The organism is Pseudomonas sp. GW821-FHT12A04 (assembly GCF_058807755.1).
In genome coordinates, this window is record NZ_JBXAQZ010000007.1 from 47,648 (window position 1) to 62,027 (window position 14,380).

At 61.1% G+C, this 14,380-nt stretch carries 12 protein-coding genes; 7 read left to right on the forward strand and 5 right to left on the reverse strand.

Features of this window, described 5'->3' with window-relative positions; genetic code table 11:
- Nucleotides 1-5: 5 nt before the first annotated feature.
- Complete coding sequence (locus tag AC1RS8_RS12665; protein ID WP_489340381.1) at nt 6-2,402, reverse strand: DUF3772 domain-containing protein; 2,397 nt, start codon at nt 2,400-2,402, stop codon at nt 6-8.
- 332 nt (nt 2,403-2,734) lie between these two features.
- Between AC1RS8_RS12665 and AC1RS8_RS12670 the strand changes: the two genes are divergently transcribed.
- Genes AC1RS8_RS12670 through AC1RS8_RS12680 form a run of 3 tightly spaced genes read left to right on the forward strand, consistent with a single transcriptional unit; the run spans nt 2,735 to nt 5,708 of the window.
- Nucleotides 2,735-3,700 (forward strand): Bug family tripartite tricarboxylate transporter substrate binding protein, encoded by a 966-nt coding sequence (locus AC1RS8_RS12670; RefSeq protein ID WP_057715393.1) that lies wholly within the window; start codon nt 2,735-2,737, stop codon nt 3,698-3,700.
- A gap of 1 nt (nt 3,701) precedes the next feature.
- Nucleotides 3,702-4,184 (forward strand): tripartite tricarboxylate transporter TctB family protein, encoded by a 483-nt coding sequence (locus AC1RS8_RS12675; protein WP_489340382.1) that lies wholly within the window; start codon nt 3,702-3,704, stop codon nt 4,182-4,184.
- A 15-nt stretch (nt 4,185-4,199) separates the two neighbouring features.
- On the forward strand, nt 4,200-5,708 hold the full coding sequence (locus AC1RS8_RS12680; RefSeq protein ID WP_489340383.1) for a tripartite tricarboxylate transporter permease: 1,509 nt from the start codon (nt 4,200-4,202) through the stop codon (nt 5,706-5,708).
- 121 nt (nt 5,709-5,829) lie between these two features.
- Here AC1RS8_RS12680 and AC1RS8_RS12685 read toward each other — a convergent pair whose 3' ends face one another.
- A complete protein-coding gene (locus AC1RS8_RS12685) occupies nt 5,830-6,729 on the reverse strand; it encodes a LysR substrate-binding domain-containing protein (protein WP_489340384.1) in 900 nt (299 codons plus the stop codon).
- 163 nt (nt 6,730-6,892) lie between these two features.
- Between AC1RS8_RS12685 and AC1RS8_RS12690 the strand changes: the two genes are divergently transcribed.
- Together AC1RS8_RS12690 and AC1RS8_RS12695 are read left to right on the forward strand one after the other, a co-directional pair.
- Nucleotides 6,893-8,194: an NAD(P)/FAD-dependent oxidoreductase gene (locus AC1RS8_RS12690; RefSeq protein WP_489340385.1), complete on the forward strand. Its 1,302-nt coding sequence runs from the start codon at nt 6,893-6,895 to the stop codon at nt 8,192-8,194.
- A 54-nt stretch (nt 8,195-8,248) separates the two neighbouring features.
- Nucleotides 8,249-9,337, forward strand: coding sequence for a polyamine ABC transporter substrate-binding protein (locus tag AC1RS8_RS12695; protein WP_489340386.1), 1,089 nt, complete (start codon nt 8,249-8,251; stop codon nt 9,335-9,337).
- A 183-nt stretch (nt 9,338-9,520) separates the two neighbouring features.
- Here AC1RS8_RS12695 and AC1RS8_RS12700 read toward each other — a convergent pair whose 3' ends face one another.
- Nucleotides 9,521-10,039 carry a carboxymuconolactone decarboxylase family protein gene (locus tag AC1RS8_RS12700; RefSeq protein ID WP_218498376.1) on the reverse strand — a complete coding sequence of 173 codons (519 nt, stop codon included), beginning with the start codon at nt 10,037-10,039 and terminating at the stop codon, nt 9,521-9,523.
- 134 nt (nt 10,040-10,173) lie between these two features.
- Between AC1RS8_RS12700 and AC1RS8_RS12705 the strand changes: the two genes are divergently transcribed.
- The gene (locus tag AC1RS8_RS12705) at nt 10,174-11,034 is read left to right on the forward strand and encodes a helix-turn-helix domain-containing protein (RefSeq protein ID WP_489340388.1); all 861 of its coding nucleotides are present in this window, start codon (nt 10,174-10,176) and stop codon (nt 11,032-11,034) included.
- 84 nt (nt 11,035-11,118) lie between these two features.
- On the opposite strand, the gene AC1RS8_RS12710 is transcribed toward AC1RS8_RS12705, so the two are convergent.
- On the reverse strand, nt 11,119-11,550 hold the full coding sequence (locus AC1RS8_RS12710) for a nuclear transport factor 2 family protein (RefSeq protein ID WP_489340389.1): 432 nt from the start codon (nt 11,548-11,550) through the stop codon (nt 11,119-11,121).
- 157 nt (nt 11,551-11,707) lie between these two features.
- Here AC1RS8_RS12710 and AC1RS8_RS12715 point away from each other — a divergent pair, with 157 nt between their 5' ends.
- Nucleotides 11,708-12,358: a DUF2238 domain-containing protein gene (locus AC1RS8_RS12715; protein WP_489340390.1), complete on the forward strand. Its 651-nt coding sequence runs from the start codon at nt 11,708-11,710 to the stop codon at nt 12,356-12,358.
- 191 nt (nt 12,359-12,549) lie between these two features.
- Here the strand turns inward: AC1RS8_RS12715 and ilvD are convergent, their stop codons facing one another.
- Complete coding sequence (ilvD, locus tag AC1RS8_RS12720; RefSeq protein WP_057715383.1) at nt 12,550-14,232, reverse strand: dihydroxy-acid dehydratase; 1,683 nt, start codon at nt 14,230-14,232, stop codon at nt 12,550-12,552.
- Between the last annotated feature and the right edge of the window lie 148 nt (nt 14,233-14,380).

Below are 14,380 nucleotides of genomic sequence, written 5' to 3' on the forward strand. Positions count from 1 at the left end.
CCACATCACGCTGCAGGCGGTTTCGCCAGTTCAATCCCGGCGGCCCCCAACCGCTTGAGAATTTCAAACAGCAGCTGGCTCTTGATCGCGCCGACCGTGCGTGGGCTGCCGACATAGCCGGTGATGGTCAATGTGATTCCTTCGGGTTTCAGCTGACTGAAGCGTAAAAACGGCGCTGGTTTATCCAGAATGGATTCATGCTCGGTGTAGGTGTCCATCAGCAGGTTTTGCACCAGCTCCGGATCGATATCCAACGGGAACATCAGCTCGAGTATCACCACGCCCTGGGCGCTGCCGCCGAGGGTGACGTTGCGCAGGTTCTGCGAAATCAGGTGGGAGTTGGGCACGATCATGATCGAGCGGTCGGCCAGTTGTATTTCCGTGGCCCGTACGTTGATCCGGCGGATGTCGCCTTCGACGCCGCTGATGCTGATCAGGTCGCCGACTTTCACCGGGCGCTCGGTCAGCAGGATCAGGCCGGAGATGAAGTTCTTCACGATCTCCTGAAGGCCAAAGCCGATGCCCACCGACAAGGCACTGACAATCCAGGCCAGGTTGGTCCACTTGATCCCCAGCGATGCCAGCGTGAGCAGGACGACGGACACGTAGCCGATGTTGGCGAACAGGGTGCTCAGCGAGGCGCACATGCCCGGGTCCATCTCGGTTTTCGGCAGGAATTCGCGATCCAGCCAGCGGCGCAGGGTACGAATCAGGTAGACACCGATCATCAGTGTCAGGAGGGCATGCATCAAATTGTCCGGGACGATGTTCAGCTTGCGCAGCCCTTCACCGCCGAGTACGGCCACCGTGCCGGTGAACAGTTGCCCGAGTGTCGTACCGATCCCGCCGACAAACAGCGCAATGAGGCCAATCAGTATCAGGATGGCGCGGCCGGCTCCGGATAACACGGTGCAGATCTGTTCCAGGCGCGGATTGCCGATGCCCAGCAGCTGTTTGATGGTCTTGCCGGTGGGTTGCCGGGGCGAAAAAACGTAGTCGCAGGTGTCCTGATAGACCTGTGTGAGCAGGTAGAAACCGGCGCAGATGATGAATATCCAGACCATTTCATAGGTGATGAACCGGGCCATCGTCACGTAGCCGATCAACAGGGCGAACAGGGACACCACCACGGCAGCGCCCGTGAACGTGTAAATCAGGCCGGCGAAGGTGGTGACGCCTTCGGGGGCTTCTCCGGCAACGATCAGGTCTCTGCGCGTCTTGCTGACGCGCAACAGCAGCGCACCGATCACCAGTGCCGCGACCAATGCCACGATGCCCCGACCCAACAACACCACTTCGGCGCTCATGCCGGTGACATTGCTCATCTGCACCAGGGTCACCAGCACCAGCAGCAGGCTGGCCAGCAACCTCGGATAGGGCTCCATCGCCAGCGCCACCGGATCGGCAATATCGGGCAGGCGCCAGGAAGGATGTTTGGTGGACAACAGTGCGCGGCTCAATCCGGTGATCAGTACGCAGGTATAGGCCAGCTTTTCCAGATATTGCGCCAGGTCGGCCAGCAGGGGGGGGTAGGGCAGTTGCCGGGTCCCGGCAAAATGCAGCAGTTGCAGGGCGATGCCAGCGGTCAGCACCGTCGCCATCACCGACGCCAGCGCAAGGGAGCTGCGCCGCAGCCGGCCTGCAGGCATTCGATGAAAGCACAGCCACGCCAGAACCCGGCCGGCGAGGTCTCGACCCACGGTCCATATGAGCAGGGCCAGGATCAACAGGATGGCCGTGATCCCGCGTTGTCCGGGTTGCCAGGCGGCCCGGTGCGTGGCCTCGAGTTGCTCGATGAGGACGCTGAAACGTTGGCGGTCCTCGATCGGAAGAGCGAACAATGGCGACCAGAATCTCGGGCTCAGGATACTGCTGGTCTGCTGAGTCACTTCCGCTTCCAGCAAGCTGCGCCGAATGCTGGCAATCTGGGTGATCAGCTCGGCGGCACTTATTTTAAGCGCGGCCAGGGTTTTGAGTTGGCTGTCGATCTTGTTTTTTTGCTCGCCGAGGGCGTCTCGTTGGGTGGTAATTGCAGATGTCACCTGTGCGTTCTCGTCAAGCGGCACGGGCCCCAGCACGTTCAGTTGCGCCTGCAATTGCGCCTGGCCAGGCAGCAGCGATGTGGACAGGCGTTCAATCTCCTGAATCAGTACTTGCACCTGGTCCTGTGAGCTTTCCAGCTGGGTGTAATTACTGGCCTGGGAAACCTGCTGCTTGAGGCTGTTGAGCTGGTTTTGCACCCCCAGCAATTCGCTGTCGGAGATGCTGATGATCGGGGCTGCGGGGGCAGGGGCGGGGGCAAGAGCAGGAGCGTCGGCCATATCCCCTGCCAACAGCCATCCCGGGCTTGCCACCAGAACCGCGAAGGCGACGTAAATCATTGACTTCAAGACATTGCGCATCGGCGAGCTCGACGGGTTGTTGGTCACTTAGCCAATGAGGTTAGGCCATGACACGTACCCTGGAGCATTGTTTTGTCGCAATGGAACACCGAGAACCTGTGGGAGCGAGCTAGCTCGCGATGGCGGTGTGTCAGACACCGAAAATGTCGACTGACACTCCGTCATCGCGAGCAAGCTCGCTCCCACAGTGGGGGGCGGCGCCTTTGGCGGGTGGTTTCAGCAAAACAAGTCAACCCATGAATCCATGGCCTAAGCTTGTTTGCAGGCCCCGGTCCATCGCACACCTCGATGGGCAAGCGGCACCGATAAAAACAATGCAATCAGGAGATCCCATGTCCGCCTTGATCCGTCGTTTCAGTCGCTGCATGGCCGCCGGTTTGACCGCTGCCGTGCTGGTCGCACCAGCCTTCGCGCTGGATACCGTGAAATTCATGGCCCCGGGTTCGGTGGGCGGTGGTTACGACCAGACCGCACGGGTGCTGGGCAAGGCCATGGTCGAGGCCAATACGGCCAAGTCCGCGACCTTCGAGAACAAGGGCGGGGCGGGCGGGACCCTGGGGCTGGCGCAATTTGCCAACAGCACCAAGGGTGACCCGAACGCATTGCTGGTGGTCGGTGCGATCATGGTCGCGGGGATCGAACAGAACAAACCGCAGATCAGCCTTAAGGATGTGACGCCCATAGCCCGGCTGTTCACCGAGTACAACGTGATTGCCGTGCGCAAGGATTCGCCATACAAGACCCTCGATGACCTGATCAAGGACTTCAAGGAAAAGCCCACCGGCGTCACCTTTGGCGGTGGTTCCAAGGGGTCGATCGACCACATCGGCATCGCCGAGCTGGCTGGCAAACTGGATGTCCCGGTCAACAAGGTCAATTACATCGCCACCGGCGGCGGGGGTGAAATCGTGGCCCAGACCCTGGGCGGCCAGATCAAGGTGCTCACCGGGGGCTACGCCGAACTGGGTCAATACATCAAGAACGGCCAGATCCGGGTGCTGGCCATCGGTGCGCCCGAGCGTGTCCCGGGGATCGATGCGCCGACCCTCAAGGAAAGCGGCTACGACGTGATCATCGGCAATTGGCGCGGTGTCTACGGTGCTGCGAACCTCACAGCCGAGCAGCGTAAAGAAGTGACCGACGCGGTCGTGACCGCCAGCAAAAGCAAAGTCTGGCAAGACAACATTAAAACCAATGCCTGGACCGAGAGCGTGTTGACCGGTGATGACTTCGGCAAGTTCGTCGACGAAGAGCACGTGCGTCTGCGGGCGATGCTGGTCAAGGTCGGGCTGCTTTGAGATGGCCGGGTCACGCGCAATCGTACCGACGCAATTGGCGATCGGCCTTGGACTGATCGCCCTTAGCGCCTTGCTGGCCGTGGGGGCCAACCGCTTTCCACCCGAGATGGGCTTCGTGATTCTGCCGGCTTACGTCTATCCCTGGATCGTCGCCGGCTTTCTCGGCGTGGTGGGCCTGTTGCTCAGTTATCAGGCGCTCACCGGCGGCTTTCGCGAACTGGACAGCGGCAATGGTGCGATCCCTGGCGGTAAATCCGGAGCCGCCTGGGTTACTGGAGGGTTGGTGGGGGTGGCCCTGCTGATCAACTTGATCGGTTTCGTGCTGGCCGCCGGGTTGCTGTTCGCCTGTTCGGCGCGGGGGTTTGGCAGCCGGCATCCCGTGCGGGACCTGGCCATCGGCATTGCCTTGACCTTGCCGATCTTTTGGCTGTTCAACGCCGGGCTGGGGGTTTCCCTGCCGTCGCTGATCAACATTTGGCTTTGAAAGGAGCTCGACACCGTGGACATTCTTTCAAGCCTGGCAATGGGGTTTTCCTCGGCACTGACGCCGATCAATCTGATGTGGGGGTTCATCGGCTGCCTGCTCGGCACCGCCATCGGCGTATTGCCGGGGATCGGTCCGGCGCTGACGGTGGCCCTGCTGTTGCCGATCACCGCCAAGGTCGACCCCACGGGCGCCTTGATCATGTTCGCCGGTATCTATTACGGCGCACAGTTCGGTGGCTCGACCACCTCGATCCTGCTCAACACACCCGGTGAATCGTCCTCCATGGTCACGGCCCTGGAAGGCAACCTGATGGCGCGCAACGGCCGGGCGGGACCTGCGCTGGCAACGGCGGCGATAGGCTCGTTCGTCGCCGGCACCATCGCCACGGTTTTGCTGACCCTGTTCGCACCCGTCGTGGCCAGGCTGGCCCTGAATTTTGGGCCGACCGAATACTTCGCGATCCTGGTGCTGTCGTTCACCACCGTGTCGGCAGTGCTCGGCGCTTCGATGCTGCGCGGGTTCGCTTCGCTCGGCGTCGGGCTGACCATCGGTTTGATCGGGCTGGACTCGACCTCGGGCATTGCCCGCTACACCCTCGGCGTGCCCGAACTGGTGGACGGCATCGAAGTGGTGCTGGTGGCGGTCGGTTTGTTCGCGGTGGGCGAGGCCTTGTACAGCCTGCTCTATCAAGGGGAATCAAACGAAGGACGGCATCGCCTGACTTCGATGTGGATGACCCGCGCGGACTGGAAACGCTCGGTGCCCGCGTGGCTCCGGGGCACGCTGATCGGTTTCCCGTTTGGTTCGATTCCGGCCGGTGGTGCCGAGATTCCAACCTTTTTGTCCTATTCCGCCGAGCGCAAGCTCAGCAAGTACCCCAAGGAGTTTTCCGCCAACAAGGGCGAGGGCGCCATCGAAGGCGTCGCCGGCCCGGAAGCGGCCAACAACGCCAGCGCGACCGGGTCTTTGGTGCCGTTGCTGACCTTGGGCATCCCGACGTCCGCTACCGCGGCGATCCTGCTGGCGGCGTTCCAGAACTACAACCTGCAACCGGGGCCGATGCTGTTCGAAACCTCCGCCGACCTGGTCTGGACATTGGTGGCGTCGCTGTATATCGGCAACGTTATCCTGCTGGTGTTGAACCTGCCGCTGGTGGGGCTGTGGGTCAAACTGCTGCAAATCCCCCGGCCATACCTGAATGCCGGCATCCTGGTGTTCGCCACCATTGGCGTGTATGGCATGCGGCACTCATCCTTCGACCTGATACTGATGTTGGCGATTGGCTGGGGCGGGGTGTTGATGCGGCGTTTCGACTTCCCCGTCGCCCCCGTGATCGTCGGCATGCTGCTGGGGCCGATGGCCGAGAAACAACTGCGTAATGCCTTGTCCATCAGCCAGGGCGACTGGACGGTGTTCGTCACGCAACCGATCTCGGCATTCTTCCTCGCCCTGACGCTGCTGGTGCTGATGGTGCCCTATGTGCTGCATAAACGCGGCATCAAGTTGCATGAGGATGATTGAGTCCTGCGATGCGCAACTCTTGTGGGAGCGAGCTTGCTCGCGATAGCGGTGTGTCAGACACCTGTGATACCGACTGGCACGCCCTCATCGCGAGCAAGCTCGCTCCCACAGATTCTGGGGCTTAGTTGACTGGCGGTGTTGTGGTTTGCGCGGTAAACCATTGCATGACCGGTGCGCAGGCTGGGTGCGATGCCGCCGAGGGTTGCAGGCACAGCGAGTAAATCCCCCGTGTCTTCAACGGCTCCCCGAACGGAATCACCAGTTCGCCCCGTTGAATCGACTCACCCGCCAGGGTCATGTCGGTCATCGCCACGCCCAGGCCCCGGGCGGCGGCATCGAGTGCCAGTTCGTCGAGGTTGAAAGGGATGTGCCGGTAGTCATGCAGCGACATGCCACCATGGGCTGACAGCCAGACCTTCCAGTCATGTTGATCAGAGGAGCGGTGCAGCAACGCGAAACCCGACAGATCTTCTTGCGAAGCCAACGGCCGGTCGTTGGTGCTGAGCCCTGGCGCGCACACGGGCACCAATGCCTCTTCGAACAGGGTCAGGCAATCGGGCGCTGTGGACGGCTCAGGCAGATAGAGAATGTAGGCGTCACTGTCGCTGGCCGGCTCGACCACTTCGGTGGCCACGGTTTCGATTGCCAGGGATACGTCCGGGTGATGCCGGTAGAAATCGCTCAGTTTGGGCAGCAGCCAGCGCACCGCCAGTGACACGTGCATGCGAATGCGGAACGGGCGTTTTTGCGGCGCGAGCCGGTCTTCGAGGGTGCGCAACTGTTCAAGGATGCTGCGGGCGCTGGCCAGTACCTGTTCGCCCTCGGCGGTCAGTTGAAGGCTGCGGCTGCTCCTGACAAACAGCGGCAGGCCAAAGTGGCTCTCCAGTTGCTGAATCTGTCGGCTCACCGCGCTCTGGGTCAGGCAGAGCTTTTGCGCCGCTTGGGTGAAGCTGCCAGACCCGGCAACCTCGACCAAAGCCTGCAAGCCCTGCAGCGAGGGCACGTGGCGAATCTTGTCCATGCGTTTTCAGAATGCCTCGATGATTTAATAACGTTGGTTGCCTGCGTTTTGAGCCTTTAGATTCTAGTCATCGCCACCGTCCTCGAAAACAGCTTATGCAAATTCTGCATGCAGTGCTGTTTTGGATCGAGACGGTTCGCAGAACAAGAACCTGAGGTGACACATGGAAAATATCTGTGGCTGGATTGCGCAAGCGGGGAGTTCCCCCTTGCGCGAGCCGCTCAAAGGCGCGCAGCAAGCCGACTGGCTGGTGATCGGTGCTGGCATCACTGGCCTCAGTGCGGCGCACGCTCTGGCGCAAATACACCCCCAGGCACGTATCGTGGTTGTTGACCGCCAGCGTGCCGCGCAAGGCGCTTCGGCGCGCAACTCCGGTTTTGTGGTGGCTCATGAGCATCCCGCTGCCGGGGAGCTACTGGGTAGCGACGGGTTCGCCGGGTATCAAGCGGATACGGCAATCGGCCGCGCAGCCGCCGACGAAGTCCGCAAGCAGATAACCCGCCATGGCATCGAATGCGACTTCAGGGAGTCGGGCTATTTCTTCGCCGTCAGCGACCCACGCAAGCTGACTCACGTCGAAGCCAAGCTGCAGACCCTGCGTACCGTTGGCGCCAGCGCGCAATTTCTGCAAGGCGAGCCATTGATCGAAAAACTCGGCAGCCGGCACTACCGCGCCGCGATCTGGTGCGGCAACGGCAATGCGCTGCTGCAACCGGCGAAGTACGTTCGGGGCTTGCTCGATGCCCTGCCGTCGACAGTGACGGTCTACGAGAACACCGATATCGCAGGTCTTGAGCGCCTGGGCGACGGCCGGATCCGCGCCCGGGGCCAAAACGGCAGTGTCGAAGCCAAACAGGTTTTGGTCTGCCTGAACGCCTTTATCCCTCGCGCGGGCATCGATGACAGCGGCACCTTCGCAATGGAGCTCAGCGCCAGCCTTACGCGGCCGCTCAGCGATCAAGAGTTTCAAGCCCTTGGTGCGCCAGCGTCCTGGGGCGTGCTGTCGACCCGCCCGTTGGGCGCCACGGTGCGCCTGACCCCGGATCGCCGGGTGATGATCCGCAACACCGCGGAATACCGCTCGCGGGATCTTTCATTGAGCGAATTGTCGATCCGCCGCCAGCACCATGTACTGGGGTTGCAACGACGTTTCCCGATGCTCGGCGAGCAGGACATCGAATACACCTGGACCGGTCATCTCAGCGCTTCGCGTTCCGGGCAGCCGTATTTCGGCAAAGTCGAGGAGGGCGTTTTCGCCGTGGCCGGGTGCAATGGTTCCGGCGTGGCACGGGGCACGCTGTGGGGCCGCTTGCTGGCGGAGCTGGCCTCGGGTCGTGATTCGCCGTTGCTGCAATCGGTCATCGCGCGGGCGCAACCCGGCTGGCTGCCGCCCAAGCCGTTGCTCGACATCGGTGCCATGCTGCGTATGCGCGTGGAAGCGGTCCGGGCCAGAAGCGAAATCTGAAAACACCCGTTTCACAACAAGAACAAAAGCACTTCCCATCGAAGGTGATTCAACATGCGCGTCAATACGCTTTCCCTTGTGGCCCTGATCTCGACCTTTTCCGCCGTGACTCATGCCGACGAAACCGTCAATATTTCCAACTGGAACGGCTACATCGCCGACGACACCCTGGTCAACTTCAACAAGGAAACCGGGATCAAGGCGACCTACGACATCCACGACAGCAACGAAGTGCTGGAATCGAAGCTGATGACCGGCAACACCGGGTATGACGTGGTCAGCCCGTCGAACCACTTCCTGTCGCGCCTGATCAAGGCCGGCGCCATCCAGAAACTCGACCGGAGCCAGTTGCCCAACTGGAAAAACCTCGATCCGGCGTTGATGAAAAAACTTGAGGTCAACGATCCGGGCAACCAGTACGGCTACCCCTACATGTGGGGCACGGCGGGCATCGGTTACAACGTCGAGAAGATCAAGGCGATCTTCGGCAATACCGACGTCACCCGGTCCTGGAGTCTGTTTTTCGACGAGAACAACATCAAGAAACTCAGCGAATGTGGGGTGGCGATCATCGACAACCCGACGCAGATCCTGCCGATCACGCTTAACTATCTGGGCCTGCCGCCCCACAGCCATGAGCCTGCCGACTACAAGAAAGCCGAGCAGGCGCTGCTGAAGATCCGGCCTTACGTCCAGTATTTCCATGCGTCCAAATACATCAGCGACCTGGCCAACGGTAACGTCTGCGCGGTGATCGGTTTCAACGGCGACATAGTGCAGGCCGCCGCCAGTGCCAGGGAGGCGAAAAACGGGATCGATATTGCCTACTCGATCCCGGAGGAGGGTTCCACCTTGTGGCTGGACATGGTCGTCATGCCCAAGAACGCGCCCCATGAGCGCAACGGCTACGCCTACATGAACTACCTGCTGGAGCCGAAGGTGATTGCCAACATCAGCAACAGCATCCATTACGCCAACCCCAACAGTGCGGCGGATGCCTTCGTTGACCCGGCGGTGAAGCAGGACCTGGCGATCTACCCGCCGAAAAACGTGATGGACAAGCTGTTCACCGTCGAGGACTTGCCCGCGGCCATCGCACGGTTGAGCACGAGGTTGTGGACCAAGCTGAAAACCAATACCTGATCGTCTTATGATCGCGATCAATCTGAAGTGACGCTGAACCTGTGGGAGCGAGCTTGCTCGCGATAGCGGTATGTCAGACACCTGTGATACCGACTGGCACGCCCTCATCGCGAGCAAGCTCGCTCCCACAGGTTTCGGTTCGCTCCCACAGGTTTTTTCAGACTGGATTTACGCTAGATGGGCTCAGGCATCGATGGCCGGGAAGTCGATGTCGGTCAGCACTGCGTTGTTCAGGTAGTTGGTCAATGTCTGCGAAGCTACATGGGCGATCACTTCGATGATCTTGCCGTCGTCGATACCGGCGGCACGCGCAGCGGCGATCTGTTCGACCGTCAGGTGGCCACGGCTTTCGGTGATCTGGCGGGCGAGGGTGGCTATGGCGTTTAGTTCACCGTGTCGTGCGCTGAGGATGTCCTGCTTCGACAGCCCGGCCTTGCTGGCGAACAGCGTGTGAGCGGCCAGGCAGTAGTCGCAGCCGTTGACCTGCGAAGTAGCCAGGGACACCGCTTCTTTTTCCGTGGCGCTCAGGGACGTCTTGCCCAGTGCGGCCGAGTTTTGCAGGAACGAGGCCAGCACCGCCGGGGCGTGGGCCAATACCTTGAAGACGTTGGGCAAAAAGCCGATTTTCTTCTGCACGCCTTCCAGCAGCGGGCGGGTGGCGTCGGTGGCGTGTTCCAGACTGATCGGGGTAATGCGGGTCATGGTGATACTCCGTGGTGTGAAGCGCGGAATGCGCTGGGTACGGAGCTGATGTTAGGGAGAACGCCTGGCTTGTTGGGTGCAAATCGTCGAGGATATGCGACAGATCGTCCAGAACTGCCTTCGGGAGCCTTGTCATGGATCGCTTGTCTACGTTGCTCACACACTTTGGCGTCAATGCCGGCACGTTCCATAGCGGCACGTTTTGCGGTACCACCGCCTTCGACGGCCAACAGGTCAGCGGTCATTTGCACCTGCTTCAGGCGGGTGAGTTGCTGCTCAGGTTGGGGGATCAGCCGGATCTGCAACTGACCGAACCGACCCTGATATTTTTCCCCCGACCCTATCGGCATCGCCTGTTCGCTTCAGAAGCGTCCGGCACGCAACTGGTCTGCGCGACCCTGGATTTCGACGGCGGCGCGGGCAATGCCCTGGCGGCGGCACTGCCTGATTACCTGGTGCTCAAGCTCGATGAAATCCCGGCACTGGCCGGGACTCTGGAATGGCTGTTCAACGAGGCGTTTGACGGCACATGCGGGCGTGAAGCCGTAATGGACCGGTTGTTTGAATTGCTGGTGATTCTGTTGCTGCGGCACATTCTGAGTACGGGTGGCCAGCAACCGGGCATGATGGCCGGCCTCGCCGATGCGCGCCTGGCGCGGCCCCTGAGCCTGATGCATGAAACCCCGGCCAAGGCCTGGAGCGTGGCCGAACTCTCGGTCGCCGCCAACATGTCGCGGGCCAGTTTCGCCGAACATTTTCGCCGGGTGGTCGGGCAAACGCCGGTGGATTACCTGGTGAGCTGGCGCATCAGCCTGGCGCAGAAGCGCTTGCGCGAGGGCCGGCCGATTGCGTTGATTGCCGAGGAAGTCGGTAACGAAAGCCCCTCGGCGCTGGCCCGGGCGTTTCGTCGCAAGACCGGGCTCAGCCCGCGGGAATGGAGGGGCACTGATTCACCCGAAAAACCTGTGGGAGCGAGCTTGCTCGCGATTCGGTAGTCCATTCAACATCAATGTCGACTGGCATGACGCTATCGCGAGCAAGCTCGCTCCCACAGGTTAAGGGGTGGTTTTAGCTGTGCATCAGAACTTGTACGCCTGCCGTCCTACCAGCAGCCATTTGCCGTTCTGCTTTTGCCAGATCTGGAAGTTTTCGATTTCGGTGGGCACCACTTCGGTGCCTTTGAGCGCTTGGGCCGAGAAGTGGTGACGGACCAGCGCGACATCGCCCGAGACGGTAATGGTCTGGTTTTGCATCTCAAGGGTCTTGAAGGCGCTTTTGCCGGTTTCGATGTCGGCGATGAACGCCTGCTTGTCCTGGATCTTGCCGCTGGAATGCCCGTAGGTCAGGTTCTCGGCGGTCAAGGCGTTCAGCTCCGGGATGTCTTTGTGCAGCATGGCCTGGGTCAGGTGGTCGACCGCCTGGGCCACGTCCTTGTCCGCGGCGGCCGGGGTGGCGGCGACGTAACCGCTGAACAGGCACAGAAAACCAATCAGCACTGTTGCTTTTTTCATGGGTGTTTCCTTGTTGTTGTAGGGATAGCGCGATGACTGTTCGAGTATTCGTCAGTCATCGTACAACGTAGCATGCGATGGAGGAAAAAAGCGAACTTGCCCGGTGACCGTACCTCGAAGTTAAAAGGGCGATGCCCTGACTTCGAGGTATTGCGCCATGCAGCCTGACCCGCGTTTACGGCACGACCTGACGTTGCTCATGGTGTTTCTGGTGATTGTCGTGGTGTCGGGTTTTGCTCCCCGCAGCCGGGTGGACTGGGCGCTGGAGAACCTGCTGGTGCTGTTGCTGGTGGGGACGCTGGTGGCGGTTTCACGGCGGTTCCGTTTGTCGGCGACGTCTATCACGCTGGTGTTTGCGTTTCTGTGCGTGCATGAACTGGGCGCCCACTACACCTATTCCCTGGTGCCTTACGAACAATGGTCTTCGGCGTGGTTGGGCTTCAGTTTCGACCGGGCGACAGGTGCTCATCGCAATCACTACGACCGCCTGGTACATCTGAGCTATGGGCTGCTGCTGGTTTATCCGGTGCGCGAAGTGCTGTGGCGCCTGACGCCACTGCGCGGGTTCTGGCTGTTTTTCGTGACCCTGAACATCATGCTGTCGACATCGGCCTTGTACGAACTGGTGGAATGGATCGGCGGTGCTTTCCTGGGCAAAGACACGGCGAAGGCCTTCGTCGGTGCGCAAAACGATCCCTGGGACTCGCAAAAGGACATGGCCATCGCGGTTGCCGGTGCGTTTGTCAGCCTGTTGCTGGTGTCTTTGCGGGGCATGGCGCAAAAGCAACCGGTGACGACTGCAAGGTGATCGGGTGGACGGCTTCGGCGGGGCAGCTGTCGCGGTCGGTTGATCGGTTCAGGTTTTGAGGTAGAGGTTGCCTGACAGGACGCCATCGCGAGCAAGCTCGCTCCCACAGGTGATCTTCGGCAAATGGAGATCAACTGTGGGAGCGAGCTTGCTCGCGATGGCAATAGCCCAGAAAACGCAGGACCAGCGACCTAAAGATACTTATCCGTCACAGCCCCCTCCGAAGCACTGGACACCGTCTTCGCATACTTGGCCAGCACCCCGCGCTTGTATTTTGATTCCGGCCGCACCCAGCGCGACTTGCGCTCGGCCAGCACGGCGTCGGAGACATCCACCGTGATCAGCCGGGTTTCAGCATCGATGATGATCCTGTCGCCATTCTCGACCAGTGCAATCGGTCCGCCCTCAAAGGCTTCCGGCGTGATGTGACCGACCACGAAACCGTGGGAACCACCGGAAAAACGCCCGTCGGTGATCAGCGCCACCTCCTTGCCGAGGCCCTTGCCCATGACCGCCGACGTCGGCGAGAGCATTTCGCGCATGCCCGGGCCACCCTTTGGCCCTTCGTAACGGATCACGATCACTTCGCCGGGCTGGACTTCGCCATTGAGAATGCCGGCCAGTGCACCTTCTTCGCCGTGATAGACCCGGGCCGTGCCTTCGAAGCGCAGGCCTTCCTTGCCGGTGATCTTGGCCACGGCGCCGGTGGGCGAGAGGTTGCCGCGCAGAATGACCAGGTGGGAGTCCTTTTTGATCGGCTGGTCGAAAGGCCGGATCACGTCCTGGCCGGCCGGGTAGTCGGGCACGCTGGCCAGGTTTTCCGCCAGGGTCTGGCCGGTGACGGTCAGCACATCGCCGTGCAGCATGCCGGCATCGAGCATGCGCTTCATCAGCGGTTGAATGCCGCCGATGGCCACCAGTTCGCTCATCATGTATTTGCCACTGGGGCGCAGGTCGGCGACCACCGGGGAAACCTTGCCCAGCTCGACGAAGTCATCCAGGGTCAGTTCGACATCCACCGCATTGGCCATGGCCAGCAGATGCAGCACGGCGTTGGTCGAGCCGGCGAGGGCGATCACCACGCGAATGGCGTTCTCGAAGGCTTTGCGGGTCATGATGTCGCGAGGCTTGAGGTCGAGCTTGAGCAACTCCATGACCTGCTGGCCGGCGCGGAAACTGTCCGAGGCCTTGTCGGCCCCGATGGCGTCCTGGGAGCTGGAACCGGGCAGGCTCATGCCCAAGGCTTCAATGGCCGAGGCCATGGTGTTGGCGGTGTACATGCCGCCACAGGAACCGGGGCCGGGAATCGCCACTTCTTCGATCTGCTTGACCTGAATCTCGCTGATGTCGCCCCGCGCGTGTTGGCCCACGGCCTCGAACACGGAAATGATGTCGGTGTGGCCAGCCCCCGGCTGGATGGTGCCGCCATAGACAAAGATCGAAGGTCGGTTCAGCCGCGCCATGCCGATCAGGCATCCCGGCATGTTCTTGTCGCAGCCGCCGATGGTCACCAGACCGTCGAAACCTTCGCAACCGGTGACCACTTCGATGGAGTCGGCGATCACCTCGCGGGACACCAGCGAATACTTCATGCCTTCGGTGCCGTTGGCGATGCCGTCGGAAATGGTGATGGTGTTGAAGATCACGCCCTTGGCACCGGCGGCATTCGCGCCTTTTTCGGCTTCGAGCGCCAGCTTGTCGATGTGCATGTTGCAGGGCGTGACCATGGCCCAGGTCGAGGCGATGCCGATCTGCGGCTTCGTGAAGTCTGCATCGGTAAAGCCCACGGCTCGCAGCATGGCGCGTGCCGGTGCGGCCTCTACGCCGTCGATTACCTGAGAGGAGTACTTGCGCAGATCGTCTTTGTCGCTCATGACTGCTCCTATCGCTGAGGCTGTTGCTCACACACTCGTTGAGAAAAACAGGATGAGTATAGAAGGCCGGGCGCCCGGGCCCGGGCTAACCGGTCGGGAACAGACGCGCGGGTAAGCCTTGTCGTGATATTCTTCGCGACAACTTGGT

What these genes read in the sequence shown, in the direction of transcription:
- AC1RS8_RS12665 (WP_489340381.1), bottom strand. Translation starts at nt 2,402, where the DNA reads ATGCGCAATGTCTTGAAGTCAATGATTTACGTCGCCTTCGCGGTTCTG.
- AC1RS8_RS12670 (WP_057715393.1), top strand. Translation starts at nt 2,735, where the DNA reads ATGTCCGCCTTGATCCGTCGTTTCAGTCGCTGCATGGCCGCCGGTTTG.
- AC1RS8_RS12675 (WP_489340382.1), top strand. Translation starts at nt 3,702, where the DNA reads ATGGCCGGGTCACGCGCAATCGTACCGACGCAATTGGCGATCGGCCTT.
- AC1RS8_RS12685 (WP_489340384.1), bottom strand. Translation starts at nt 6,729, where the DNA reads ATGGACAAGATTCGCCACGTGCCCTCGCTGCAGGGCTTGCAGGCTTTG.
- AC1RS8_RS12690 (WP_489340385.1), top strand. Translation starts at nt 6,893, where the DNA reads ATGGAAAATATCTGTGGCTGGATTGCGCAAGCGGGGAGTTCCCCCTTG.
- AC1RS8_RS12695 (WP_489340386.1), top strand. Translation starts at nt 8,249, where the DNA reads ATGCGCGTCAATACGCTTTCCCTTGTGGCCCTGATCTCGACCTTTTCC.
- AC1RS8_RS12700 (WP_218498376.1), bottom strand. Translation starts at nt 10,039, where the DNA reads ATGACCCGCATTACCCCGATCAGTCTGGAACACGCCACCGACGCCACC.
- AC1RS8_RS12705 (WP_489340388.1), top strand. Translation starts at nt 10,174, where the DNA reads ATGGATCGCTTGTCTACGTTGCTCACACACTTTGGCGTCAATGCCGGC.
- AC1RS8_RS12710 (WP_489340389.1), bottom strand. Translation starts at nt 11,550, where the DNA reads ATGAAAAAAGCAACAGTGCTGATTGGTTTTCTGTGCCTGTTCAGCGGT.
- AC1RS8_RS12715 (WP_489340390.1), top strand. Translation starts at nt 11,708, where the DNA reads ATGCAGCCTGACCCGCGTTTACGGCACGACCTGACGTTGCTCATGGTG.
- ilvD (WP_057715383.1), bottom strand. Translation starts at nt 14,232, where the DNA reads ATGAGCGACAAAGACGATCTGCGCAAGTACTCCTCTCAGGTAATCGAC.